Origin of the sequence: Empedobacter sp. UBA7620 (assembly GCF_002484185.1) — a bacterium.
GTDB lineage: Bacteria > Bacteroidota > Bacteroidia > Flavobacteriales > Weeksellaceae > Empedobacter > Empedobacter falsenii_C.
The window spans coordinates 1-26,038 of sequence record NZ_DLJI01000018.1; the positions used below are offsets into that span (position 1 = coordinate 1).

Here is a 26,038-nt window from a genome sequence, read left to right on the forward strand (position 1 = left end):
TAGGGACCACATAAAGACAATAGAAAGTCTTTCAAATAAAATTCTAAAAGGTCTCTTAGCTCAGTTGGTTCAGAGCACCTGCCTTACAAGCAGGGGGTCACTGGTTCGAATCCAGTAGGGACCACAACAGAACTCCTTTCAAGAAATTGAAAGGAGTTTTTTTATTATAAATAGTTTTTTTGTAATTTCATATAAATCAACTCTTATGAAAACTACCAAATTATTATTTCTAATATTCATTGTTATTTCTAATATTTCCTTTGGGCAAAATAAAAAGAAAACAACTTTAGCACCTCCTAAAATAAAGAAAGTTCCATCTCTTCCAGAACCTCCGAAAGCTAAGTTATATCAACCAACTTTTAACAACGAATACTTTATTTGGAAACTAGAAAAAGACACATTATTACCAGCCGAATCTCCTTATGAAATAATTTTACAAGTCAATGATTATTCTGCTTTTATAAGAACAAATAGTTACCCTGAAGAAACAGAGTATAAATCGAAAATCGTACCTGATGAAAATGGAGATATTATCGCTAGATCTATATTAATGCAAGCTGATAATTATGATGTTAAAATAGTAAATAATATTCTTGAACTGAAAAATCGGAAAACGAATGAAGTTTCAAAATTAAAAATCATCAAGAAGAATGGAAAAATTACAGAATTACAAGATCTAAATTCGAAGTTGATTTACAAAAAAGATGATGATTATACGTATGCTCCGTCTCCTTCGATGTAAAATATTATAATCATCTAAAAAATATTTTGATGAAGGAAAGTTTAGTTTTTATTATTTAATAATATGTCCAGAACAAGTTATTAAAATTTTCGAAATTTAAAAATAAATTCTCCTTCATTTTTTATTAAAATAAGAGAATCTGAATATTCTTTTTTTATTATTACATCTCCTTCTTTTAATATATGATCAAAAGTAATCCCTTTGTTTGTATAAGGTTAAAAAATAAATCTTCTATTATCAACTAAAGTTATTCTCGTACCTCCTGTTCCTGCAGATATAGATTTTTGTTTTGAATTTATTGACGTTGAATAAAAAAATTCGAATTCTTTTTTTCCTACATGTCTATATCTAATTTGTATTAACGCTAATACAGCAATAATAAAAATCACAAATGGTAAATATTTTTTCAATTTCATAATCATTTGACTTTTTCTGAATTGATGATAAACTGATTCTTCAGTTCTTCATTAATATTAGAAATTACTTTATAAACGTAGGAATTCTCAAATAATTCGAAAGGATTATATGTTACGATTAAATCACTTATATCATCTTCCTTTATTACTACAAATATTTCCAAAATATCATATTGAATATTAATAGAATCTTTATTAATGATTGATATTATATTATCTAAAGAAATACTTTTACCTATAAAGCTCTTATCATAAGAACAACTTTTGATATGATAAATCGTGACATATTTAAACAAATCATTCTTGTCACAACTTTCATTTCAGTTAAAAGATTAAACCAACTATTCATAAAAATCAATTCTTGTTCAAATAAATATAATAAAAAATCCCTCAGTGTTTGAACTGAGGGATTATCTTTTTAAAATCTTAATCTTACACCATTTTCGGTTGTAAAGGCTTTTTTACGGAAAAGGAACAAAGTAAGTCCTCCAATAAAAATAGCCGAATCTGCGATATTAAATACAGGCTGAAAGAACTTATAATGTTGTCCACCTATAATTGGAATCCAAGAAGGCCAATCAAACTCCACAATTGGGAAATAAAGCATATCTACGACACAGCCCGTAAACCAACCAGAATAACCAGCAAAGTTTGCTTGTGCGACACCTTGATACCCTACCCAATCCTGAAACATTTCATTGTAAGTAGTTCCTTTATCGAAAATAACGCCATAAAAAATTCCATCAAGCACATTCCCTATAGCACCTGCCAAAACAAGCGCAATCGGAATGATAAAGAAATTATTATTTAGTTTTTTCGACCATGCATTAATATAGTAGATAATCATTCCGATTAGAGCAATTCGTAGAAGTGATAAAACGATTTTACCTGTTTCTCCTCCGAAATGCATTCCATATGCCATTCCAGGATTTTCTACAAATGCTATTTTAAACCAACCCAAAACATCTACGTCTTCACCTAAAAAAAAGTGTGTTTTCACGTAAAATTTTGAGATTTGGTCTATGATTAAAACCAAAATGGTAATGAGTACTACTTTTTTCAAAATACTTGATTAACGTTGCATATTTTTAGCTTCGATGCTTAATGTAGCATGCGGAACTAATTTCAAACGATCTTTGTTAATTAATTTTCCTGTTACACGGCAAATACCGTATGTTTTGTTCGAAATACGTAACAATGCATTTTTCAGGTCACGGATAAATTTATCTTGGCGTGCTGCTAATTGTGCATTTTGTTCTTTCGACATGGTTTCAGAACCTTCCTCAAACGCTTTGAACGTTGGAGACGTATCGTCAGTACCATTGTTACTATCGTTTGTGTAAGCTTCTTTCAATAATTCGTAATCTTTTATCGCTTGATCTAATTTCTCTTGAATTATTGCTCTAAACTCTTCCAACTCTGCATCAGAGTACCTTACTTTTTCATCTGTTGTTGCCATACGCTTACAATTTAGTAATCGCAATTTGCGTCATCAATCCATTAATTTCAACCTCTGACCCATTTGCAACTTGGTCTTGTAAAACAAGATCTTCTGCTAATGTCTCAGAACAAATGTAATCTTTGTTTTGCTCGACTGCATTTACGATTGATTCATCATTTTTTAAGTTAAGTATAATTTTGTCGGTTACTTCTAGTCCGGTTTCTTTACGTAGATTTTGAATTCTGTTTACCAATTCACGTGCAACACCTTCATTAATTAACTCTTCAGTTAATTGTAAATCAAGTGCTACTGTCAATGTAGAATTAGACGCTACAGTCCATCCTGGGATGTCTTTTGTAGCAATTTCAAAATCTTCTAAATCTAAAGTTAATGTTTTGTTGTCAATTAACAAATCTATTTTACCTGATTGCTCTAATTTAACAATTTCTTCATTCGTCAATTCTGCTGTAGCAGCCGAAATAGCCTTCATTTCTTTTCCATATTTCGGACCTAAAGTCTTGAAATTAGGTTTGATAGATTTCACTAAAAGATTTGATGCTTCTTCGTTTGTTAAAAGTTGAATTTCTTTAACGTTAACTTCTTGTTTCAATAATTCTGATACAGCTTCCAAATTAGCTTTCATCGTATCATTCAACACAGGAATCATTACTTTTTGTAATGGTTGACGTACTTTATTATCACTCAACTTACGTAGTGATAAAATCATACTTGTTGCCGTTTGTGCTAAATGTGTTTGCTCTTCTAATTCGGCTTTAATCAATGATTCGTCTGCAACTGGGAAATCTGCTAAATGCACAGATTCTGCTGCATTTTTACCTGTAGCTGCGTTCAAATCTTTGTATAAACGATCCATGAAGAATGGTGCGATTGGCGAACCTAAAATTGAAACAGTTTCTAAAACTTTGTACAATGTTTGGTAAGCTGCAATTTTATCTTTCGAATAATCACCTCTCCAGAAACGTCTTCTTGATAAACGAACGTGCCAGTTTGATAAATTATCAATCACAAATTCTTGAATTGCACGAGCTGCTTTTGTTGGTTCATAATCAGTTAAAAATGCATCAACTTTTTTCGTTAATGTATTCAATTCAGAAATAATCCATTGATCCAATTCAGCTCTTTCATTTACAGGAATTTCTTCTTCCTCAAATGTAAATCCGTCTACATTCGCATATAAAGCGAAGAATGAATAGGTATTGTATAATGTTCCGAAGAATTTACGACGAACTTCGTCAACTCCAGCAATATCAAATTTCAAGTTTTCCCAAGGTTGCGCATTCGCAATCATGTACCAACGCGTTGCATCAGGACCATAAGTTGCCAATGTATCAAATGGATCGACTGCGTTTCCTAGACGTTTAGACATTTTTTGTCCGTTTTTGTCTAAAACCAATCCGTTTGACATTACATTTTTGTACGCTTTCGAATCAAAAACTAATGTACCGATTGCATGTAATGTATAGAACCAACCACGTGTTTGATCGACACCTTCTGCAATAAAATCAGCTGGATACATTGTTCCGTTATCAATCAATTCTTTATTTTCGAATGGATAGTGAACTTGCGCATAAGGCATTGCTCCAGAATCAAACCAAACGTCAATCAAATCAGCTTCTCTTTTCATCGGTTTTCCAGATGCAGAAACTAATGTAATTTCATCTACTACATTTTTGTGTAAGTCGATCAAATCATAGTTTTCTTCTGTCATATTTCCAACTTCGAAATTTTGGAAAGGATTAGAAGTCATTACGCCTGCCGCAATTGATTTTTCAATTTCAGCAACTAATTCTTCTACAGAACCAATTACAGTTACTTCGTCCCCTTCTTCAGTTCTCCAAATTGGCAATGGAATTCCCCAATAACGAGAACGAGATAAGTTCCAATCGTTCGCATTTTCTAACCAGTTTCCGAAACGTCCTTCACCAGTTGCTTTAGGTTTCCAATTGATTTCTTTATTCAATTCAACCATACGGTCTTTTACATCCGTTACTTTGATGAACCAAGAATCTAATGGATAATATAAAATCGGTTTGTCGGTTCTCCAACAATGTGGATAACTGTGTTTATATTTCTCTACTTTGAACGCTTTATTCTCCTCTTTCAATAAAATCGCGATTTCTACATCAACCGATTTTTCAGGAGCAGTTCCATCATCGTAATATTCATTTTTCACATATTTACCTCCGTAACCTTCTGGTAAGTCAGCCACAAAACGACCTTGTAAATCTACTAAAGGAACAGGATTTCCATGCGTATCTAATACCAACATTGGAGGAACACCTGCATCTTTTGCAACACGCGCATCATCCGCACCAAAAGTAGGCGCAGTGTGTACGATACCTGTACCATCTTCTGTTGTTACGAAATCTCCAGGAATTACTTGGAAAGCATTCTCTACATTTTCGTAAGGCAACGCCCAAGGTAATAATTGCTCATAACGCGTTCCAACTAAATCAGCACCTTTGTATTCTCCAACAATTTTGTAAGGAATTGTCTTATTTCCTGCCGCATAAACTTTGAAATCTTCTTCTGTTTCTGCTAAGAAATATGGTTTACCGAATTGTTTAGCAACCAATGGTTTTCCTAAAATTACGCGAATTGGCTCGAATGTATATTGATTGAATGTTTCAACTACAACATAATCGATAGTTGGACCAACTGTTAACGCTGTATTTGATGGCAACGTCCAAGGTGTCGTTGTCCAAGCTAAGAAATACACATCTCCATCAAAATTATTGAATAGAGTCGTAGAATCTTTCTTTACTTTAAATTGAGCAACAATCGTTGTATCCGTAACATCTTGATAAGTTCCTGGTTGATTTAACTCGTGTGAAGATAAACCTGTACCAGCTTTCGGAGAATATGGTTGAATTGTATAACCTTTGTACAACAAATCTTTGTTATAGATTTGTTTCAACAACCACCAAACAGACTCCATATATTTTGGTTTATATGTGATATATGGATCTTCCATATCCACCCAATAACCCATTTTTTCAGTCAAATCATTCCACAAATCTGTGTAACGCATTACTGTACGTTTACACGCTTCGTTATATTCTTCAATTGAAATTTTAGTTCCAATATCTTCTTTAGTAATTCCTAATTCTTTCTCAGTTCCCAACTCTACTGGTAAACCGTGCGTATCCCAACCCGCTTTACGAAAAACTTGTTTTCCTTTCAAGGTTTGGTAACGACAAAATATATCTTTGATAGAACGTGCTAAAACGTGGTGAATCCCTGGCTTTCCGTTTGCAGAAGGAGGACCTTCATAGAACACAAAAGATGGATTTCCATCGCGCGTAGAAATACTTTTCTCGAAAACATTATTTTGTTTCCAATCTTCTAACGTTTCTTTTGAGACTTGTACCAAGTCTAAGTGCTTATATTCTCTAAACTTTTTTGCCATCGAATTCTTTCTTATTTCTTCTAAATCAAGGAGTGCGAATATAAGAAATTTTTACATATTTTTATTGTTATAGAAACGAAAATCATATTAATAATTGCTTAAATTTATCCCGATATTATAGATTTAACAATTCTTGAATAAAAATCAGATGTTTTCAGATTTAATTCAGCATTAACCAAATAATTAACAACAATTTTTAAAGATATTTTTTCGATGAAAAAAGGCTTCAAATATTACTCGATTCTATTCATTATTTTGCTTTTTGCAAGTTGTTCCAAAAACGAAGATTATACGGTTTTGATTCCAACAGATGCAGATTTTGTTGCGTTGATAAATCCAAAATCAATTGCAGAAAAAGGTAATTTTCAGAAATTAGAACAATACAAAATTTATCAATTAGCCGAAGGCGAACTTAAAAATCAAGATCCGACTTTTGATCAATTATTAAATGATATCAAAAACAATCCGACCTCAGCAGGCGTAGATATTATCAGTCCTATTTACCTTTTTGGGCAAAAAATTAATGGAAAAAATATGGTTGCGTTGATTACAAATATGCGCGACAAAGATCAGTTTGAAAAACATTTATCAACCATTTACAAAGGTTTATACAAAAAAAATATTTCGTTTGAAAAGAAAGATGGTTTTACGACGATTTCTGGATTCAATAAACCGTTTATGGCTTGGAATAAATCTCAATTTTTATTGATTGTTTCTGAATTTGGTGTTGGAGAAAAAGCAATTCAAGATTATTTTACGAAAATTATCAACGATAAACATTCACTTGCGAAGGAAAATAATAGTTTTGGAGATTTTGTTAAAAACTCGCAGGATATCAACATTTGGTACACCGGAAACTTTTTGAAAAACTTCTCAAAACACGAAAGTTCTGAAAAGAAAAATCTTGATTTTACAAAAAGTTCTTGGGTTAATTTTATTTCATTTACTTCGGACGGAATTAGTTTTACGCAGAAATTTCATCCAGATGCAATTACAAAAGTTGAATTGCAAAAACATCCGATGTGGAAATCGAAAATCAATACTGATTTTTTTAAATATTTTCCTGCGCAAAGTTACATGAACATTGGACTTGGAATTTATCCTGCCAACACGCGTTATGTATTCGAAAATCAAAATTTCTTAACTACTTTTTTAGAACAATATGACATTGATTTGAACAAACTAGAGCAAAGTTTTGAAGGCGAAGCTTTGTTTAGTGTATATGATTTTGAGATCGGAAAAGCATTTAATCCAAATGATTTTTTTGGTAAGAAAGAAGCTTTTATCAAGCAAGTTGTTTATCCGCAATTTGTTTTAGGAGGAAAAATGAAAAACGATCTTTTCTTCAACGAATTTATTAAATCTCATCAAGAAAATATTCAGAAAATTGGACCTTATTACATGTTACCAATTTCGACAAATATGAAGATTTATATGACATACAAAAACAATTTGATGTACATCACAAATAATCAATCGATTATGAATCAATATTTGAACAAAATGGTAAGTTCTTCAAATTTTGTCACAACAGAATACGCTACAAACGCTTCAAATCCAATGTTTGGTTACGTGAATCTAAATTTTGATCAATATCCAAAAGAAGTTCAAAATTATATTTATCAACAAATTCCGTTCGGAAACACGAAAGAAATGCAAACGGTTTTATCTTATTTTGATCACATCGATTACCGCGTTTCGAATGAATACACAAAAACAGGAAAAATACATATGAAAAAGACGGATAAAAATAGTTTGGAAGTGATTTTCTTACTTTTGGACCAAGCTTATTCACTATTTTTCAATCAAGCTGCACAACAAAATGGAAATTAAAATCAGTCAACTTGTTCCGCATCCTTTGAAAGAATTTGGGTTCGAACAATCTGAAATTTGGAAAAATACATACACTTTTTCAAGCGGAAATATTTATCAAATCGTTGCACATTCTGGTGTTGGAAAATCGACGTTGATTAATATTTTGTACGGTGATAGAAAAGATTATGACGGAGAAGTTTTGTTTGATGGACAAAATATTAAGAATTATTCTTTGAATGATTGGACAAAAATTAGACGCGAAAAAATTGCGTATGTTTTTCAAGGTTTGCATTTGTTTGAAGAATTAACTTTGATGGAAAATATCCAATTAAAAAATGTATTAACACAACATCAATCCGAAAATCAAATTATTGAATGGATTGAAAAAGTTGGTTTAAAAAGTCATTTACATCAAAAAGCGATTCATCTTTCTTATGGTCAACGTCAACGAATTGCTGTGATTCGCGCACTTTGTCAACCATTTGATTTTCTACTTTTGGACGAACCTTTTAGTCATTTAGATGAAATAAATCAACAACTTCTGATTGATTTAGTTACCAAAGAAGCTGCAAAAAATAACGCTGGAATCATCTTTACAAGCTTACACGAAATTCACGATAAACGCCTTGCAAATGTCATTCAACTCTAAAAATTTAATTGAAAAATTGGTTCGTAAAAACCTAAGTTTCTTGCGAATTACAACCTTTTGTTTTTTCTCTATTATCGGATTTTTCATCTTGATTTTGGCTGGAACAATTTATTTGGATTATGCCAAAAATTTTGGAGAAGATAGTTCAGTTTGGAAAGCAAATTATGTGGTCTTAAACAAAAAAATATCGTCTTTACAAACGTTGACTGGTGAAAAACCAAGTTTTAGTGAAGATGAAATTAATGATTTGAAATCACAGAATTTTGTTGCAAAAGTCGGAACATTCAAAAGCAGTCAATTCCCTGTAAAATTACAAGTTGGTGGAGTTGCTGGAATTCGTGGTTTTTCGACTGATTTATTTTTCGAATCTGTTCCAGAAGATTTCATTGATGTAAAAGAATCAGATTGGAAATGGCTAGAAGGACAAGATTTTATTCCGATTATTATTCCGAAAAGTTATTTGAATTTATACAATTTTGGTTTTGCAACAAGTCAAGGTTTACCACAAGTTTCGGAAGGATTATTTACTAAAATTCCTTTTCAATTGATTTTAGGAAAAGGAGAAAATCAGAAAGTATATCAAGCGAGAATTGTCGATTTTACAACAAAAATTAATACCATTTTAGTTCCCGAAAACTTTTTGGAGTGGGCAAATCAAACGTATGCACCTCTAAAAAGTTTAGCACCATCAAGAATTGTTGTTGAAACGAAATCTCAAGGTGACGAAAATGCTTCGACTTATTTTGAGCAACAAAATTATGATATCAACAAAGATGAATTGAAAAATAATGAATTGACGTATTATTTAAAATTAGCTTTTTCCTTGGTTTTATTTATTGGTTTAATCATTGTTTTTGCAGCGATTTGGTTGATGATTATCAATTTTCAATTGATGATTGAAAAGAACAAGCATAAAACGAAAGATTTATTTTTGATTGGTTACAACATCAATCAATTGACTCGTCCGTATCTTAAATTTTCGATTATATTTATGTTAATCAGTTATCTCATTTCGATTCCATTGGTTTATTTTGTTTTGGATATTATCAAAGAAAAAGTCGGAAAATTTATGGCAACAGAAACTTCGCATGTTTGGGAAGTGATCGGTTTTGGATTAATCATCGTGATTATTTTATTCATTATTAATAAAATAATTTTGACACAATCGATCAAAAAAATTGCATTGAAAGATTAATGCTAAATTTTATAAAAACATAAAAAAGGATTCTGAAAAACTCAGAATCCTTTTTATTTATACTTAAATATTCTCGATTAGAACGAATATCCAACTCCTACAGAAAACGAATGATTTTTAACATCAGCACCAATTGCTGTACCATTGTTTGTATTTTCTGTAAGTCTTGTTAATCCCATATAATATCTAGCACCAACATTGATATTGTCTGTTACATTGTATCCTAAACCGAAGTTAACACCAAAGTCAAAGTTTTTTACGTCATCTTTTACATCAAACTTTTGTTCTGTTGTGTAAACGGTATTATTCGCATATGTACTTGTAGATTGTTTATTGCTCGCATACATGTTAAATCCAAATTGTGGACCAGCCTCAATATTGAAACGAGATGCAGCAGGATAGTATTTGAACATGATTGGAACTTGAATATAATCTAAAGTCGTTTTATTTTTACTTTTTACAGTTGTATTTCCTACTTCCATTACTTCGTCTTTGTACTTCCCTCCTATTCTTGTAAAATTTACCTCTGGTTGAACAGCAAAACGATCAGTAAGTGGAAAATGTCCATAAACACCTGCACTAAAACCAACTTTATAATCATTGTCCTTTACATCATCTCCATTAAAAGAAGACATATTAACACTCGATTTTATACCAAATTGTGACGATGTTGTTTTTTCTTGTGCGCTCAAACTTACAACTCCTAACATTGCAGCAGCAATAAAAAATATTTTTTTCATCTTTTAAATTTTATAGTTCTAATTATGATGTATGCATAATTTCAAGTCTTGTGCCAAATAATGTTAAAAAAGAGTACTACAAATATTAATTAACTCATATTAAATATATTAATCATTTAATTTTAACATTCATAAAAGCATTTTAATAAAAAAAAGCTACATCTTTCGATGTAGCTTTTATCAATTATACGTTATTTTCTATTTAGAATTTATAAGCGAAACCAACAGATACTGCATTATATTTCCAATCTACAGTGTTATTATTTTCTGGACCCGCAGAAATTCCTTTATACCCTGCATATAAATCCCATGTTGAAGCAGAATAGCCAATTTTAGGCTGCCAAAATAAACCTCCTTCATAACCGTCAGTTGTAGCGAAAGCATAACCTAAATCAGCACCTACAAATAAATTATTACTAAATTCATATTTAGCTGTTGCTGCTAATGGAATAAATCCAACATCATCTTTTTCAGCTACAACTACATTATTAATTTTATACTCTTTTCCAATAAAATGATCATAACCTACTTTAGCACCTAATTTAAAGTTATTTGCAATAGGATATAAATAAGCTAAATCTACTCCGATATTAAATGAAGATACATCTGCTGTCTCTCCTACTGGAATACCTACGTGAACTGTACCTTCAACACCTGTTGTTTGTGCTGAAACTCCTACCATACCTGCTACTGCGAAAGCAGCTGTTAATAATACTTTTTTCATTTTTATAATGTTTTAAAATATTTACAATTTTGTTAAACTTATTTGTATAATTTCAATTTGTGTGCCAAACTCCAAAATTCAATAATGATAAAACATACTAAAATTAACAATTACTTAATATTCAAAACTTTATTTCACAAAAAAAGCTCCAAAATAATTTTGGAGCTTTTCTATTTTTATTGATTTGACTTATTGTCCGACCATTTTGTATAAAATATTCTGTTGTTGTTTTGCATAATTGGTATCAATTTCTGCTGCTACACCAATCATTTCGTCTAAATAATTAAACTGATTCATGATTTTTGCTTGATCAGCTGCATCAACTTTTCCATCCGCAATAACTTCTTTATATAAGGTTTCGAATTTCTTTAAAACAGGATTATAAGCAGATTCGAAAACTTTCAATGCTTTTTCTTTGTCACCTCTTTCACCTAAAGCGGAAGCTTCATTGTAGATTGACATCATCAAATCATTTTTAGCCGCGGCTAAATCTGAACCAATTGAATATCCTTTTCCTGAAGGTAACGACTCGAAGAAAGCAATTTTTGCATTCGCTTCTTTACGAACATGTGCAAACAATTCTTGTGCTTTTTTATCCTCACCAGCTTTCAAATAAATTCCAGCAATTCTACTCACACCATAACCAATATCGTATTTCGCTAAAGCAGGAATTTCTAACATCACTTTGTCTAAAACTGCAATCGCTTCTTTTTTGCGTCCAGCATTCAATAAATCATCTGCCAAACGAACTGCAGTATTTCTATAAGAAGATGTGTAATTACGCTCTGTCAAACTAAATGACGCATCATGATTATTATATCCAGACCATTTATATGAATTAAATGTTCTTAATAACATATCATTATCAGAAGCTCCAATAATTCCTCCTTTACCAAAAGGTGTATAAATTGGAACTAATTTATAACTCATTCCAGCATTTAATAAATAATCATTCATATAGAATGTATTTTCTGGATCAGAAATTCCTCCACCACTAAAGTAAATAGGACGATCCCAATTGTATTTCGCCATCATTGACAACAACAATAAATTGTTTTTGAATAAACTTGATGCTTTGATATTAATTGTGATTGAATCAACCATTTTATCTGCATCTTTTGCACTTACAATTCCATATTTTAGAGCGTTTGCTTTATTTACAGGAACAATAATTTTAGAAACAGGTAAATAATTTGCTCCACCAATTGGATAACCAAAATAATCTGCTAAAGCTTGTTTCTCTGGTGATTTATTATCTAAAATAAAATCCATCGCTTCTTTAGCTGTCATACTATCAGTTGTGATATATTTTTGCAAAGGTTTTAAACTTTTATAAACTGACATCACTTGGTTTGGATCAATTTCAGGATCAGATAAATATTGAGCAACTTGTTCAATTGGCATTTGACTTAACGTTTCTAATGTTTGATTAGATCCTGGTTTGATGAAACTATTCAATTGATCAAAAATATTTTTAATAGAACCTCCAACAACAAAAATTTGATCGTTAGTTCCAGATTGATAATCTTTCGGTTTCAAATCACTTGGAAGAGGCGCTGCATTGTACGTTCTACGTAACAATTGTTCTAAATTCCATGGAGAAGCAGCCAACGTTAAATTCGCAATTTTTACATCATCACGGAAATTTTCGGTTTCTTGTAATCCCCAAAGTGGATAAGTATCATTGTCTCCATAGACAAAAAGAATAGCGTTTTTATCGAGCGGATTCAGATAATTGTAAGCTAAAGAATAAGCTACAGAACGCTCTGAACGATCGTGATCATCCCAGTTTTGAGCTCCCATTAAAATTGGAATACCAGCTAAAATAACTGTCGTTCCAATTGCTAAAGATGGTTTCAATTCTTGCTTCATCAATTTCTGAAGTAATAAATAAACTCCTTGTACACCCAATCCTGCCCAAATCGCAAATGCATAGAAACAACTTACCAATGCATAATCACGTTCACGAGGCTCGAAAGGTTTTACAGATGTGTAAAAGATGATTCCGACACTTGTTAAAATAAACAATGACAACAATGACCACCAGTTAACAAAATTTCTGTTTAATTGTGTAAATAACCCGATTAAACCTAAGAATAATGGTAACATGAAATATACATTTGTTCCATCATTTCTATATTCATCTGGTAATTTTGATTGATCTCCTAAACGTGGATTATCAATAAATGGAATTCCTGAAATCCAATTACCTTTTGTAATCTCAAAATTACCTTCTAAATCATTTTGACGACCAGAGAAATTCCACATAAAGTAACGAATAAACATATAGTTGATTTGGTAATCAATAAAGTAATTAAATTGTTCACCAAATGTAGGTGGTTCGATATCTAAAATCTCACCATATTTCTTAAGTTCTGCAACTTTTAATTGTCTATTTTGACGCTTTTCTACCAATTGAGCGTACATTTGTTGCGCTTCTTTATCACCAGCATATTGTGCATTCAAAGAGAATTTTGGAAAAGCATAAACTGCCGCATAATTCTCCATTACACCTGGATCTGGACTAAACATTTTAGGGAAAAACTTTACATATTTATCTTCGTATGTATAATCTAAACGATCCGAAACTTTCAAATATTTTCCTGTACGTTGATCCTTGATATATTCAGAACTACGAACTGTACTTTCTGGCGCTCCGTTAGTATCACGTTTGATTCCATCACTTGCAATATGAGCCGTAAAAACTGGTCCGTACATCACAGGCCAAGAACCATATTGTTCGCGATTAAAATAATCTAAAACACCCAAAGCTGTATCAGGATCATTCAAATTCATATGAGGATTTGCGTTTGCACGAATCGGAATAACTAACCAACATGAGAAACCAATCAACATAAAAATCACACACCACGAAATTGTATTCAATAATGCTGAACCATATTTCTGAGTTAATTTAATCGCAAAATAGAAAACTGCAATTAAAATGATAGCGGCGATAATTGTTCCTGAATTAAAAGGCATTCCCAAATTATTTACTACATAAATCTCTGTTCTTCCAAAGAATGTCATCACAACTGGGAAAATTATTTTGAATACAAAAGCTAAAATAATCAACGTAATTACATTTGCGATTAAGAAACTTTTGATTGTAAATCTATATTTTCGAGCATAATATACAAAACAAACTGCTGGAATTGCTAGCATTGCCATTAAGTGAACACCAATCGATAAACCAATCACCAACGAAATAATTACTAACCATTTGTTTCCTCTAGGTGTATCTGCTACTTGATCCCATCTTGTAATCAGCCAAAATAATAGCGCAGTAAAGAAAGATGCCATTGCGTAAACTTCTCCTTCTACCGCAGAAAACCAGAATGTGTCGCTAAACATAAAAATTGCAGCTCCAACTAATCCACTTCCTAATGTTATAATTTTTTGAGAAGCATTTAGTTCAATCGCATCAACATTCATTGGATCTTGCGTTTTTGCAAACATTTTTCGAGCAAAATATGTAATTGTCCAAAACAAAAACATAATTGTTCCTGCACTATACAAGGCAGATGTACTGTTGATTAATATGGCGTATTTGCTTCCGTCACCAAAAGCTAAACCAGACCAAACTGCTCCCATTATTTGGAACAAAGCTGCCCCTGGTGCATGCGTAATTCCCAATTTTGCTGATGATACAATGTACTCACCACAATCCCACAAACTCAGGTAACGCTCCATCGACGCCAAATACAATATTGTCGCTATCAAGAACATCGCAACACCCAAGATGTTGTTCCACTTTTTGAAATTTATATCCATTTTGTTTTAATAAACTATCTTGCGAAAATAAGATAAAAAATTGATATAGCTTAGGATTGAAATGATTAAATTCTGATTAGAATCTCATCTAAACAATATAGATTTATCGAATATTTTAAAATTAATTTTAAATTTTCTAATCGATTCATTTACATATTAACAAAACATCAAATCCTTCAAAATTAAGATACATTTTCTCAAATAGTTTTGATTCTAAACTTTTTTCATCTAAATTTGCAATGCAAAAAGCAATGCCTTTAACAGACAAAATTCTACAAACGGGCTTCACTTTTGACGATGTGTTATTAGTGCCTGCCTACTCAGAGATATTACCGAACCAAGTATCTCTACAAACAAGATTCACAGACAATATCACCCTTAACATTCCGATAGTTTCTGCAGCAATGGATACTGTATCCGAAGCAAGATTAGCTATTGCATTAGCGCGTGAAGGAGGTTTATCTTTCGTTCACAAAAATATGTCGATCGAAGAACAAGCGAATGAAATTGATATGGTAAAACGTTCGGAAAACGGAATGATTTCTGATCCAATTACTTTATCTCGTCATCACAAGTTACAAGACGCAGTAAACTTAATGGAGAAATATAAAATCTCTGGTTTACCTGTTGTTGAAGAGGATAGAACATTGGTTGGAATTATTACAAATCGTGATATTCGTTACCAAGAAAACTTCGATCAATTGGTAGAAGATGTGATGACAAAAGAAAATATCATCACTTCTGATATTGATACTGACCTTAAGAAAGCAAAAGAAATTCTTTCTCGTTACCGTATCGAAAAATTACCAATCGTTGACGAAAACAATAAATTAATTGGATTAATCACGATTAAAGATATTGACAACTTAACAGAATTCCCTAACGCATGTAAAGACACAAAAGGTCGCTTACGTGTTGGAGCAGGTGTAGGAGTTGGTGCTGATACATTAGAACGTGTTCAAGCTTTAGTAAACAAAGGTGTTGATATCGTAGCGTTAGATTCTGCTCACGGACATTCAGCTGGAGTTATTAGTAAAGTTGCTGAAGTTAGAAATGCTTTCCCTGAATTAGATATTGTTGGAGGAAACATTGTAACTGCAGAAGCTGCAAAAGCTTTGATTGATGCTGGAGCAAATGCTTTAAAAGTTGGTGTTGGACCTGGTTCTATCTGTACAACTCGTGTTGTAGCTGGTGTTGGTGTACCTCAGCTTTCTGCTATTCATGACGTGCATTCTTACGCAAAAACAAGAAACGTTTCAATTATTGGAGATGGTGGTATCAAATTATCAGGAGATATTGTAAAAGCAGTTGCTGCTGGTGCAAACTTGGTGATGTTGGGAAGTTTATTCGCAGGAACAGATGAAGCGCCAGGAGAAGAAATTATTTTCCAAGGTCGGAAATTCAAAGCATATCAAGGAATGGGTTCTTTAGCTGCAATGAAACGCGGTTCTAAAGATCGTTATTTCCAAGCTGATGCGAAAAAATTAGTTCCAGAAGGAATTGAAGGTCGTGTTCCTCACAAAGGTTCTATTGCAGAAGTTGTTTACCAATTATGCGGTGGATTACGTGCTGGAATGGGTTACTGCGGAACTCCAAGTATTCAAGATTTAATTGAAAACGGAAAATTTGTACGTATCACAGGTGCTGGTTTACACGAATCTCACCCACATGATGTTGTGATCACAAAAGAAGCTCCTAATTATTCGAATTAAGAATTATCAATATATTAAACAAAATAGCAAGCCAATTGGCTTGCTATTTTGTTTAATATTCATCTTAAAGTTTATTCATATAATCAACAAGTTTAATTTTATCTTTCTCTAAACTTAGATTCAAATTATTCTTATTTACAAAATCTACTAATTCTGGACTATTTTGAATTTTATTTAATTGTTTTTCATTTGTAGGAAAAACATAAAACTTATCTTCTTTATGTCTAATTAAATATAAGTCACTGTCATTCACCAATGAGAATTTTGTATTTGCTTTATTTGCATTATTTTTAAATTCTCCGTGAGTAATAATTTTTTTATTCCTTTTATATAAAGAATATTTTTCTTTATCATAAACTAAAACCTCTAAATACCCTTCAATTTTTCCATTTTTAGTTGGATATTTAAGAAATTGATATTGAGTTAAAGGAAAATAAATCATCAATTCAGGAACTTTTGTTAAATTAAAAATCTGTCCATCTTTTTCAAATTCCATTTCATCTGAATAAGCATTGTATCTAAGTTTAGAAAAGTCTAAATTAAAACCTTTTATTTCTATATCCTCAAAATTTGGATTAAAATACTGGCTACCTTCATATTGAGTTATCACTTCACCTTTATTTCTTAAAGCAATTTCATTTTGAATATTACTTATTTGATGGGATATTCTTTCATTTAAAGTTCTATCAACCCCATCTGTTAATAAATTTTGTTGAGCATTGACACCTAAACAAAAAGAAGCAAAAAAACAAAATATTTTAATTTTTAACATACTCATAATATTTACTATCCAATATACAATTTATTTCATTAAAAATCAATAAAATAAAAAAAGCAGCAAAAATAATTTTGCTGCTTTTATAAAGAAAATGGATATTATATTATTTAGTCATCCACCATAATTTTCCATTAATTGGATCCTTTCCGCCATAAGCTGAAACTGCTTCATTCCAATTTGTAGTATTAAGAGTTTGTTCACCTAATGGATATGAAATTCTATACGGAATATCAGTCATACCTGCTACTAATGGAGTGAATACGTATGGAGTACCATCTATTTCATATCCAGTTTGACCAGGTAATAATAAAATACTACCATTAGGATATCCTGTACGTCTATATTCTACCCAAGCAGTTTGAGGCTGCATATACAAAGCAATATACTTTTGAGTAATTACATTTTCTTTATTTGCAGCTGGTAATGCAGCTACATAAGCATCAATTTTAGCTTGATCTACTCCCCATTTTTGCATAGATGCTATCACACCATTCACATAATTAGTTTGGTTCCAACCATTAGCTTCTGATAACAAGAATTCTACTTCAGAGTATTCCATTAAAACCTCAGCATAATCTGCAGAGAAAATAGTTTTTGAAAATGGAGATACTTTAGATACCTGATTATTTGATGATAAACGATCAGAAGGTAATCCATAAGGAATTCCTTGATATTTTGTAATATCATCCGTTTCTACATAGTTACCTGAACCAGCGTTAGCTTTTGATGTTCCTAAAGGTGCAGCATATTTTTGTAAACGTGGATCAACTCCATAATTACCAGATTGTCCTTTTAATAATCTTATTAATTGATTATTCACATAGAAGTCATTTCTATTTCCTACAAAAAATTCACTCCAAAATGGAGAACCTTCCACAGCCGATGTTCCATAATGTTGCAAAGCATTGTCTTCATTTGAGGTAAAAATTCCTTTTGCAATAGCATCTTGCATTTCAGCTTTCGCTTCAGGATATACATCTTTAATTTGGTTAGCAATTCTTAAACGTAACGAGTTTGCAAATTTTTTCCATTTAGATGCATCTCCAAAATAAATTTGGTCACCAATTTTATTCTCAGGACTTGTAAATACATTCTTTTCAGTAATATCCAATTGCGCTTCAGCTTCTTTTAGCTCTTGTAACAAATTTTTAAAGATAACTTCTTGCTTAACATATTTAGGTTGAGCATACGTATCAATTTGTAAAGCTTGAAAATCTGGATTCTTTGCACCACTTAATGACCAATAAGGTACATCACCGAAATAATTTGTCAAATCCAAGAATTCGTAAGCCATCATAATACGTGCTACAGCAATCTGTGTATCAACATCTCCGTAAGCAGCTTGTTGTGGTCCTAAAACAGGATCTGTACAAATACTTATTACCTTTTTTAAGTTAGATAAAGATCGATAACTTGCGTTCCATGCTTGATCTCCTGTTGTCGTACGATAAGCGTATTTATCCTCTTCTGTATAGTTTCTCTGTGCTGAATATTGTACCCAAGGCAATAACATACGTCCAGACACCCATCCATCTCTCATTTCATCAACAAATATTTTAGTTGCAATTGGAAAGATTGTATATGTAGGCGCATTTTCGGGTGCATTAGGACTAATATTCATTTCTTCAAATCCATTATCGCAAGAAGATAATAAAGCACTTCCTAATAGTGCTGATAATATAATTGTTTTATTGATTCTCATAATAATTTAATTTTTAGAATTGTAACTTAAGATTCATACCATAAGTTCTTGTAGATGGTAAAGACCCTCCTTCAATACCTTGTATATTTCCAGAACCATAAGAAGCCATTTCAGGATCAAATCCTTTTTTATCTAATCCCCATGTAGCTAAGTTTCTACCAAATGCAGATACAGTAACGTTAGCAAAAGGCCCTGCCCATTTTTTAGGGAAAGTATACGATAAAGTTACTTCACGTAATTTGATGTAGTCTGCATCAAAAACATTTCGGCTATCTACACCATTATAATATGCTTTATAATAATCGTAAGCAGAAACTTCAGTTGTGTTTTTAACATATGATTTTGTTCCTTCATCCCACATTACACCATCTGCAACAACTCCATTCTCACGAACTCCATTAGCTGCTGTTTCTTCTAACATTCCAGAGTACATTCCCCACATATGTGAAGTAGAGAAGAATTTACCTCCTTTTTGAATATCAATTAATGCAGATAAAGAAACCCCTTTGTATGTAAATGTATTTCGGATACCCATGTTATAATCTGGAATAATTGATCCTAAGTTTGTTACTGCTGATTTTTCATAAAATCCATTTGCATCAACAACTTTATTTCCATTATCATCATAAACAAAATCTCTACCCATAAGCTGTCCATATTTCTGACCTGATATAGCCCATAATTGAACACTAAATGGTGCAGTTGATAAATTGTATGAATCCATTTCATCAGAAACTTTACCTACTTTATTGTTGTTTTTAGCAAAATTCCACGTTACTTTCCATTCAAAATCTTGATTTCTTAATGGAACAATATTTACTAATGCTTCAACACCTTCGTTACTCATCTCTCCTGCATTCAACCACTTATATCCATTTCCTGTAGACCAAGAGTGCTGAACTGGCACTAATAAATCTGTACGTTTCTCATTATAATAAGTCACATCAAAACCGAAACGATTATTAAACATAGATGCTTCTAAACCAACTTCCCATGTATCTTTAATCTCAGGTTTTAATAACGGATTCATCTTAGTATTTGACTGAATAAATGTAGGCGTTCCATTAAAGTTTATACTTGAACCTAATACATCCCCTGTTTGATATGGAGTTAAATCAGATGAAACTTGCGAAACACCTGCTCTTAATTTACCAAAATTTAACCAACTTGGTTTAAATACTTCAGAGAATACAAAACTCCCTGTGACAGATGGATAAAAATAACTATTATTTATTATAGGTAATGAAGAAAACCAGTCATTACGGCCCGTTGCCTCTAAGAATAACATATTCTTATATCCCAAAGAGATCATACCATATATAGAGTTCACTTCTGAAGTTTCTCTAAAACTCGATGTTGTTGGATTATCTAAACTATTTCCAATAAAATAATAATTAGGAACAACTAATCCACCATTTGTAGAAGATGATAATCTACTTTGTGTTTTGTGTCTTCTGTTCACCCCTGCAAAAGCATTTAAGGAGAAGTCTCCCCATTTTTTATCAAAATGTATACGTCCTTCATAGTTCATCTCAGTAAACTTATAGTACGCTTCAGAATACTTTGACATTGCTTGAGATCCTACTGCAACACGTTCAGACACTTGCATATCATAAGTATCTCCCATTACATTTGCAACAGCATAAAGTCCTGGTGCGATGTCATATTTAAACTCTACATTTCCATAAAAACGATCTCTTTTATCTTTTGATGTATTTTCATACACTACCCAATATGGATTATCAGAATATGCAGGAGTTCCTTCATCCCAAGATGTTCTATTCCAAGAACGCTGATTCCCATTAGCTAATTTATAATCTCTTAACTTGTTATAATCTAACTGTCTTTGTCCCCATTGGAACATTTTTTGAGCAACTGAGTTATCCCCGTATCCTACTTCTGGTCTATTAAAACCATCCGTTCTTGTATAAGTTAAATTAGTCGTTACAGTAAATACATCACTAAATTTATTAGATAAGTTAATACCTGCTGTTGTTTTCTTTAATGTAGAATTAGGTACAATACCTGTTTGATTGACATTAGATAATGAAACTCTAAAATTAGTTGATTCATATGATTTTGCAAAGGATACACTATTAGTATAAGCAACACCTGTATTAAAGAATGATTTAGCGTCATTTTTTGAAGCTCTCCAAGGCGTTGTTTTCATGTAATCGCTAGCAAACTCAGGATCAAAAGCATACCATTGTAAAACTTCTTGATTGTTAAATCTTGGTCCCCAAGATTCATCTGTAGCATAATCTACAATTTGATAATCTTTACCTCCAATATTTACAGTTTCAAAGGTATCAGAAGCTCCACCCCCATATAAATTTTGAAGACTTGGAATTTGATTAATTGATTCAAAAGCAACACCAGTATTAACAACGATATCTTCTCTACCTTTTTTTCCAGTTTTTGTCTTGATCATGATTACTCCATTCACAGCACGAGAACCGTATAAAGCAGATGCAGGTCCTCCTTTTAAAACGTTGATAGACTCTACATCATCTGGGTTAATATCAAACGCTCCATCACCATAATCACGACCTCCGCCACCACGCTGAGTATTTGTATCATTAACATTATTATTAGCTAATGGAATACCATCAATAACTATTAATGGCCTGTTTTCTCCTGTAATAGATCCAATACCTCTTAAAGTAATACGAGTAGATCCTCCTAAAGAAGAAGGTGCTGTAATCTGAGCTCCAGCTACGTTCCCTGATAAAGATTGTAATGCATTACTTCCTCTACCTGCTTGAATAACATCTCCTTTTACCTCTTGAGATGCATATCCTAATGATCTTTTATCACGAGTAATTCCTAATGCTGTTACTACAGCCCCTTCTAACTCTACCGTTTCAGAAGGCTTAAGAGTTACTTTATATTCTGAACCTGCACCAACTGAAAAAGTTTGAGTTGGTAATCCCATTGCTTCTACTGTTACTAAATCTCCTTGTTTAGCTTCAATACTAAACACCCCATTTTCGTCAGTGTAAGCTTCTTTTCCTGATGTTGTTTTTACAACAGCATCAGCTACTGGAAGTCCATCAGAGTCTGTTACAGTTCCTGTAACTGTCTTTTCTTGCGCATATAAAGAAGCTCCTAAAAGAAGTCCTCCTAATACAAACAAGTTTTTTAAATTTCTCCTCATCTGTTAAAACATTTTTAAAACTTTCATAAAGTTAAGATTTCTCTAACATTTACAAAACTTTTTTATGCTAAATTTTGATAACTTTGTTAAAAAAATAAAAAATTGTATAAAGTTTTATCAAATCACGAATATGAAATAGGTTGTGATGAAGCAGGAAGGGGTTGTTTGAGCGGTCCTGTTGTAGCAGCAGCAGTTATTTTGGGAAATGATTTTGAAAATGAAATTATTAATGATTCAAAACAATTATCTGAAAAGAAAAGAAATTCGTTGAGAACATTTATAGAAGAAAATGCTAAATATTGGGCAATTGGAATTGTTTGGCCGAATGAAATTGACGAAATAAATATCTTAAACGCTAGTTTTTTGGCTATGCATCGAGCTATTGATCAATTAGATTGTCCGAAAGATTTGATTGTTGTTGATGGAAATCGTTTTAATAAATACCATGATGTCCCACACGAATGTATTATAAAAGGTGATTCAAAATATATGAATATTGCGGCAGCATCTATTTTAGCAAAAACGTATCGTGATGAATATATGGAAAGAATACACGAAGAATTCCCCATGTACGATTGGAAAAAAAACAAAGGTTATCCAACAAAAGCTCATCGTTTAGCAATAAAAGAATTTGGAGCTACTCCTTATCACAGAATGACATTTAAATTATTACCAGATCAATTAAGTCTAGATTTATAAAAAGAGGTTGTTAATAAATTAACAACCTCTTAAAACTTAAAAAAATTAGTACAGCTTATTTCTTAGTCACTTTTTGCGAATAAGATTTTTTATCTGTTTTTATATTTAATAAATATACTCCTTTTGGATATTTAGATAAATCTATTTTTGATTCTTTTTTATCTATCTTATTTGTTTCTACTAACAATCTACCTGACATATCAAAAACTTGATAGCTAACAATTTTTTCTTTGCTTGACAGTGTAACAAAATCAGCAGTAGGATTAGGGTAAATATTAAACTCAACTTTATTTAAATCTTCTAATCCTAAAGAATTACAATTAATTTGTGCTGCCCATCCTTTTAACTCTAATCCACCATCTGATCTAAAACGAATTGTAATTGCTCCAGAGTCATCTGTAGAAACGAATGGTCCAGGAATTTTATTTCCGTTTAATTCTTTTCCATTTTCAAATAATTTTGAAGCATTACTAGATGTTCCATTATATACATTCATATAATCATAAACTCCATTTTCATCAGCAGGTTCTACATCAAACTCTGTAAAAGTGATTGACACTTTTTCGCCCGCAACAAGAGGTTTAAATACTTTTATAAAATTCTCATTAGGCGAGTAGTTTCCATTTGCTCCACCAGAATCATAATAAATATCTCCATTACAATAATCTCCAGGAATTTCAATAATTGATGTTACAGAAGAAGAATTAGATGTTGCTGTACATTTATTTGCTACTTCAATTCTGTAGTATGCATTTCGATCTAAATTTTCAAACTTTAATATTTTTGATGTCGTTTCTTTCCATTGAGCTTCTGTATCACCAATTTTCTGAAACTTATAAATCCAAACAGTTCCTACATCATCATTTAACGTATATGTAATATTCTGTCCTTCAAGAGAACCTGTTACAGATTTTATCGTTTGTTGACAAGTCATACTACAATCTGTACTTAAACAAATTTTACCGTCAACAGTAGCACGAATTAAATTCCCTGGTTGTTCTCCAAAACCATTTGAGAAATTAATACCAACTCCTCCTATTAAATGACAATAACTCATAATTGTACCTTTATCAGCATAAGGTATTGGTCCTGTAGGACAAGTACCTTCTGCTAAATCTGGATTAGCTGTAGGCGCGCAACCATCTATAGCTGTACCATCTCCATTCCATGAACATGCATGTGTATGAGGCGAACCTAATGCGTGCCCCATTTCATGTGTCATCGCCATAATTGTCCAAGAATAAACAGGCACATTATTATAAGTCATGTTAATTCCTGAATAAGCAAAATGATATTCATTATTACACATTGAATTTAGATAAGCAACAGAAGTTGTAGATGGATAATTAACCAAATGCGCTAAATCTCCATCAAATTCAGTTCTTGTTGTTCTAAATTTATTTAACTGAGCACTATAATTACCTGTATATGGATCTTGTTCTTTCCAAATCATCACTTTAGATAAAGAAGTTCTGATGTAATCATTTGTATAAAGTGTAGCTATATTATTATGAATAGCAGTCAACCAATTCAAAGTTTTTGTTTCATCTAAACCATTCTGCTTATAAGGGGCATAAGCAATCTCATAATAAACACGAACACATTTTTCTGTCATTTCATTCGTGGTCTTTTTTAAGATTTTTGGATCATAATTAGGTTTATAATTTTTATTTTCTTCTAATTGATCTAAAGCACACTTTACGTTACTTTTAGCTTCTACATTATATGAAGAATACGTTACATATTCTTCAGAATTTTGTAATTTACCAATAACCACATCTCCTAGAGCAGTAGATGAAGCAACACCAATCACTTGATCTTCGAAAATAGAAATTGCAACAACAGACGTTCTATCGCCTTGGATAATTCCTTGATAATACAATCCTGGTTTGTAATTGATTAATTTATTATTTTGATCGACTGCTTTAAAATTATCCGTAAACAATGCATCATTCTTTACTAATTCTAAACTAATTTGACGTCCTTCAAATGGAACATCTAATGTTAAAGAAGTTGGTTTTGATTGATATAATTTAGTTAATTCTGCTTTTTCTAAATTAAAAACAGAAACTCCTTTTGCAAAGTCTGCAAATTGATTCCCTTTTTGTTGAATTACATCGCTGAATACATCATACGATTTGAAACTACGACTCGTTAATTTAGCTTGCTCTACTTTTTTAGCAATCGGCCTTTCTTGACCAAAAGTAAGCGTACTAAATACGAACGCAATTAATAGTAAAATTAATTTCTTCATATTTATTCTGTGTTAATTGCTGTAAATATATTGCTTTTCAAATTTTATAGCACAAAAAAAGAGTAGATAAATTATCTACTCTCTCAATATTTAACAAAAAAAAATCTTCTTAAATCCTCACAACATCTGGAACTAATATCTCATATTTTCCCCCGTTTCGCATGACATCACGAACAATACTTGAACTGATGTAAGCTTTCCCAGAAGATGTCAATAAAAAGATTGTTTCGATATTATGATTGGTAATTGCTCGGTTTGTGTGCGCAATCGCTTTCTCAAATTCGAAATCGGCTGGATTACGAAGTCCACGTAAAATAAATTGTGCATTTACTTCATCACAAAAATCGACAGTCAGACCTTTGTAAGCCATTACTTCTACATTTTCGAATGTCGCAACCGAATCTTCAATAAACTTAATTCTTTGCTCCAAAGAAAACATATAATTCTTCGATGAATTTGTTCCAATAGCAACAATAATTTTGTCAAATAAAGGAACTGCACGCTCTATAATATCTAAATGTCCTAAAGTAATTGGATCAAAAGACCCAGGAAATACGGCTACTCTATCCATGCTGAAGGTCTATTTAAAGCAAATTCTATTTCACTATCCATCAAATCCTCTAATGCAATTCCTGAATGAGCAGCTTGCTGAGGAAAAATACTTGCAGGAGAAAAACCTGGTAACGTATTCATTTCAATAAAATGCGGTTCTCCATTTACAATAATATATTCTGAACGAGAAAATCCAGACATATTAATACATTTATATGCTTTAGCAGCAATTTCTCTTACTCTTGCTTCAACTTCTGG

Annotated in this window: 19 protein-coding genes, 1 tRNA gene and 1 pseudogene; 7 read left to right on the top strand and 14 right to left on the bottom strand. The window is 31.8% G+C overall.

The window, feature by feature from the left end:
* The first annotated feature begins 49 nt into the window (after nucleotides 1-49).
* Both B2217_RS03075 and B2217_RS03080 read left to right on the top strand, forming a co-directional pair.
* Nucleotides 50-124: transfer RNA gene (locus B2217_RS03075), tRNA-Val, on the top strand.
* An 81-nt stretch (nucleotides 125-205) separates the two neighbouring features.
* A complete protein-coding gene (locus B2217_RS03080; protein WP_180905027.1) occupies nucleotides 206-742 on the top strand; it encodes a hypothetical protein in 537 nt (178 codons plus the stop codon).
* A gap of 215 nt (nucleotides 743-957) precedes the next feature.
* Here the strand turns inward: B2217_RS03080 and B2217_RS03085 are convergent, their stop codons facing one another.
* The 5 genes from B2217_RS03085 to ileS all read right to left on the bottom strand — a co-directional run bounded on the left by B2217_RS03085 (nucleotide 958) and on the right by ileS (nucleotide 6,029).
* On the bottom strand, nucleotides 958-1,158 hold the full coding sequence (locus tag B2217_RS03085; protein WP_180905028.1) for a hypothetical protein: 201 nt from the start codon (nucleotides 1,156-1,158) through the stop codon (nucleotides 958-960).
* A 2-nt stretch (nucleotides 1,159-1,160) separates the two neighbouring features.
* Complete coding sequence (locus tag B2217_RS03090) at nucleotides 1,161-1,454, bottom strand: hypothetical protein (RefSeq protein ID WP_180905029.1); 294 nt, start codon at nucleotides 1,452-1,454, stop codon at nucleotides 1,161-1,163.
* Nucleotides 1,455-1,576: 122 nt separating this feature from the next.
* On the bottom strand, nucleotides 1,577-2,221 hold the full coding sequence (locus tag B2217_RS03095) for a lipoprotein signal peptidase (protein WP_038331916.1): 645 nt from the start codon (nucleotides 2,219-2,221) through the stop codon (nucleotides 1,577-1,579).
* A 9-nt stretch (nucleotides 2,222-2,230) separates the two neighbouring features.
* Complete coding sequence (locus B2217_RS03100; protein WP_115001530.1) at nucleotides 2,231-2,617, bottom strand: TraR/DksA family transcriptional regulator; 387 nt, start codon at nucleotides 2,615-2,617, stop codon at nucleotides 2,231-2,233.
* A 4-nt stretch (nucleotides 2,618-2,621) separates the two neighbouring features.
* Nucleotides 2,622-6,029: an isoleucine--tRNA ligase gene (gene ileS / locus B2217_RS03105; protein ID WP_180905030.1), complete on the bottom strand. Its 3,408-nt coding sequence runs from the start codon at nucleotides 6,027-6,029 to the stop codon at nucleotides 2,622-2,624.
* 213 nt (nucleotides 6,030-6,242) lie between these two features.
* Between ileS and B2217_RS03110 the strand changes: the two genes are divergently transcribed.
* From B2217_RS03110 to B2217_RS03120, 3 genes are read left to right on the top strand one after another with little or no spacing between them, the layout of a single operon-like run.
* Complete coding sequence (locus B2217_RS03110; RefSeq protein ID WP_291122071.1) at nucleotides 6,243-7,862, top strand: DUF4836 family protein; 1,620 nt, start codon at nucleotides 6,243-6,245, stop codon at nucleotides 7,860-7,862.
* Nucleotides 7,852-8,493 (top strand): ATP-binding cassette domain-containing protein, encoded by a 642-nt coding sequence (locus B2217_RS03115; RefSeq protein WP_125348666.1) that lies wholly within the window; start codon nucleotides 7,852-7,854, stop codon nucleotides 8,491-8,493. The genes B2217_RS03110 and B2217_RS03115 overlap by 11 nt, the downstream gene beginning before the upstream one ends.
* A complete protein-coding gene (locus tag B2217_RS03120) occupies nucleotides 8,477-9,688 on the top strand; it encodes an FtsX-like permease family protein (protein ID WP_291122072.1) in 1,212 nt (403 codons plus the stop codon). Before B2217_RS03115 ends, B2217_RS03120 begins: the two co-directional genes overlap by 17 nt.
* Before the next feature lie 77 nt (nucleotides 9,689-9,765).
* Here B2217_RS03120 and B2217_RS03125 read toward each other — a convergent pair whose 3' ends face one another.
* From B2217_RS03125 to B2217_RS03135, 3 genes are all read right to left on the bottom strand, one after another.
* A complete protein-coding gene (locus tag B2217_RS03125; protein ID WP_291122073.1) occupies nucleotides 9,766-10,428 on the bottom strand; it encodes a porin family protein in 663 nt (220 codons plus the stop codon).
* Between the two features lie 202 nt (nucleotides 10,429-10,630).
* Nucleotides 10,631-11,152, bottom strand: coding sequence for an outer membrane beta-barrel protein (locus tag B2217_RS03130; RefSeq protein WP_280045272.1), 522 nt, complete (start codon nucleotides 11,150-11,152; stop codon nucleotides 10,631-10,633).
* 189 nt (nucleotides 11,153-11,341) lie between these two features.
* A complete protein-coding gene (locus tag B2217_RS03135) occupies nucleotides 11,342-14,926 on the bottom strand; it encodes a DUF2723 domain-containing protein (RefSeq protein ID WP_291122074.1) in 3,585 nt (1,194 codons plus the stop codon).
* A gap of 251 nt (nucleotides 14,927-15,177) precedes the next feature.
* Between B2217_RS03135 and guaB the strand changes: the two genes are divergently transcribed.
* Nucleotides 15,178-16,638, top strand: coding sequence for an IMP dehydrogenase (gene guaB / locus B2217_RS03140; protein ID WP_291092470.1), 1,461 nt, complete (start codon nucleotides 15,178-15,180; stop codon nucleotides 16,636-16,638).
* Between the two features lie 64 nt (nucleotides 16,639-16,702).
* On the opposite strand, the gene B2217_RS03145 is transcribed toward guaB, so the two are convergent.
* The 3 genes from B2217_RS03145 to B2217_RS03155 form a co-directional block, all read right to left on the bottom strand.
* The gene (locus B2217_RS03145) at nucleotides 16,703-17,410 is read right to left on the bottom strand and encodes a hypothetical protein (RefSeq protein ID WP_291092397.1); all 708 of its coding nucleotides are present in this window, start codon (nucleotides 17,408-17,410) and stop codon (nucleotides 16,703-16,705) included.
* A 109-nt stretch (nucleotides 17,411-17,519) separates the two neighbouring features.
* Nucleotides 17,520-19,118: a SusD/RagB family nutrient-binding outer membrane lipoprotein gene (locus tag B2217_RS03150; protein WP_291092399.1), complete on the bottom strand. Its 1,599-nt coding sequence runs from the start codon at nucleotides 19,116-19,118 to the stop codon at nucleotides 17,520-17,522.
* A gap of 13 nt (nucleotides 19,119-19,131) precedes the next feature.
* Nucleotides 19,132-22,275, bottom strand: coding sequence for a SusC/RagA family TonB-linked outer membrane protein (locus B2217_RS03155; protein ID WP_180905038.1), 3,144 nt, complete (start codon nucleotides 22,273-22,275; stop codon nucleotides 19,132-19,134).
* Nucleotides 22,276-22,377: 102 nt separating this feature from the next.
* Here B2217_RS03155 and B2217_RS03160 point away from each other — a divergent pair, with 102 nt between their 5' ends.
* Nucleotides 22,378-22,974, top strand: a complete 597-nt coding sequence (locus B2217_RS03160; RefSeq protein WP_291122075.1) for a ribonuclease HII — start codon at nucleotides 22,378-22,380, stop codon at nucleotides 22,972-22,974.
* Nucleotides 22,975-23,029: 55 nt separating this feature from the next.
* Here the strand turns inward: B2217_RS03160 and B2217_RS03165 are convergent, their stop codons facing one another.
* The 3 genes and pseudogenes from B2217_RS03165 to B2217_RS03175 form a co-directional block, all read right to left on the bottom strand.
* Nucleotides 23,030-25,228 (bottom strand): T9SS type A sorting domain-containing protein, encoded by a 2,199-nt coding sequence (locus B2217_RS03165; protein WP_291122076.1) that lies wholly within the window; start codon nucleotides 25,226-25,228, stop codon nucleotides 23,030-23,032.
* A 109-nt stretch (nucleotides 25,229-25,337) separates the two neighbouring features.
* On the bottom strand, nucleotides 25,338-25,799 hold the full coding sequence (gene coaD, locus B2217_RS03170) for a pantetheine-phosphate adenylyltransferase (protein ID WP_291122077.1): 462 nt from the start codon (nucleotides 25,797-25,799) through the stop codon (nucleotides 25,338-25,340).
* A pseudogene (locus tag B2217_RS03175) lies at nucleotides 25,787-26,038 on the bottom strand (D-alanine--D-alanine ligase); the annotation flags it as partial. The gene coaD and the pseudogene B2217_RS03175, both read right to left, overlap by 13 nt.

Excerpts from the sequence above, each read along its gene's own strand:
- B2217_RS03120 (WP_291122072.1), top strand. The coding sequence starts at position 8,477 with ATGTCATTCAACTCTAAAAATTTAATTGAAAAATTGGTTCGTAAAAAC.
- B2217_RS03080 (WP_180905027.1), top strand. The coding sequence starts at position 206 with ATGAAAACTACCAAATTATTATTTCTAATATTCATTGTTATTTCTAAT.
- guaB (WP_291092470.1), top strand. The coding sequence starts at position 15,178 with ATGCCTTTAACAGACAAAATTCTACAAACGGGCTTCACTTTTGACGAT.
- B2217_RS03110 (WP_291122071.1), top strand. The coding sequence starts at position 6,243 with ATGAAAAAAGGCTTCAAATATTACTCGATTCTATTCATTATTTTGCTT.
- B2217_RS03165 (WP_291122076.1), bottom strand. The coding sequence starts at position 25,228 with ATGAAGAAATTAATTTTACTATTAATTGCGTTCGTATTTAGTACGCTT.
- B2217_RS03145 (WP_291092397.1), bottom strand. The coding sequence starts at position 17,410 with ATGTTAAAAATTAAAATATTTTGTTTTTTTGCTTCTTTTTGTTTAGGT.
- B2217_RS03130 (WP_280045272.1), bottom strand. The coding sequence starts at position 11,152 with ATGAAAAAAGTATTATTAACAGCTGCTTTCGCAGTAGCAGGTATGGTA.
- coaD (WP_291122077.1), bottom strand. The coding sequence starts at position 25,799 with ATGGATAGAGTAGCCGTATTTCCTGGGTCTTTTGATCCAATTACTTTA.
- B2217_RS03125 (WP_291122073.1), bottom strand. The coding sequence starts at position 10,428 with ATGAAAAAAATATTTTTTATTGCTGCTGCAATGTTAGGAGTTGTAAGT.
- B2217_RS03135 (WP_291122074.1), bottom strand. The coding sequence starts at position 14,926 with ATGGATATAAATTTCAAAAAGTGGAACAACATCTTGGGTGTTGCGATG.
- B2217_RS03100 (WP_115001530.1), bottom strand. The coding sequence starts at position 2,617 with ATGGCAACAACAGATGAAAAAGTAAGGTACTCTGATGCAGAGTTGGAA.
- B2217_RS03155 (WP_180905038.1), bottom strand. The coding sequence starts at position 22,275 with ATGAGGAGAAATTTAAAAAACTTGTTTGTATTAGGAGGACTTCTTTTA.
- ileS (WP_180905030.1), bottom strand. The coding sequence starts at position 6,029 with ATGGCAAAAAAGTTTAGAGAATATAAGCACTTAGACTTGGTACAAGTC.
- B2217_RS03085 (WP_180905028.1), bottom strand. The coding sequence starts at position 1,158 with ATGAAATTGAAAAAATATTTACCATTTGTGATTTTTATTATTGCTGTA.
- B2217_RS03150 (WP_291092399.1), bottom strand. The coding sequence starts at position 19,118 with ATGAGAATCAATAAAACAATTATATTATCAGCACTATTAGGAAGTGCT.
- B2217_RS03115 (WP_125348666.1), top strand. The coding sequence starts at position 7,852 with ATGGAAATTAAAATCAGTCAACTTGTTCCGCATCCTTTGAAAGAATTT.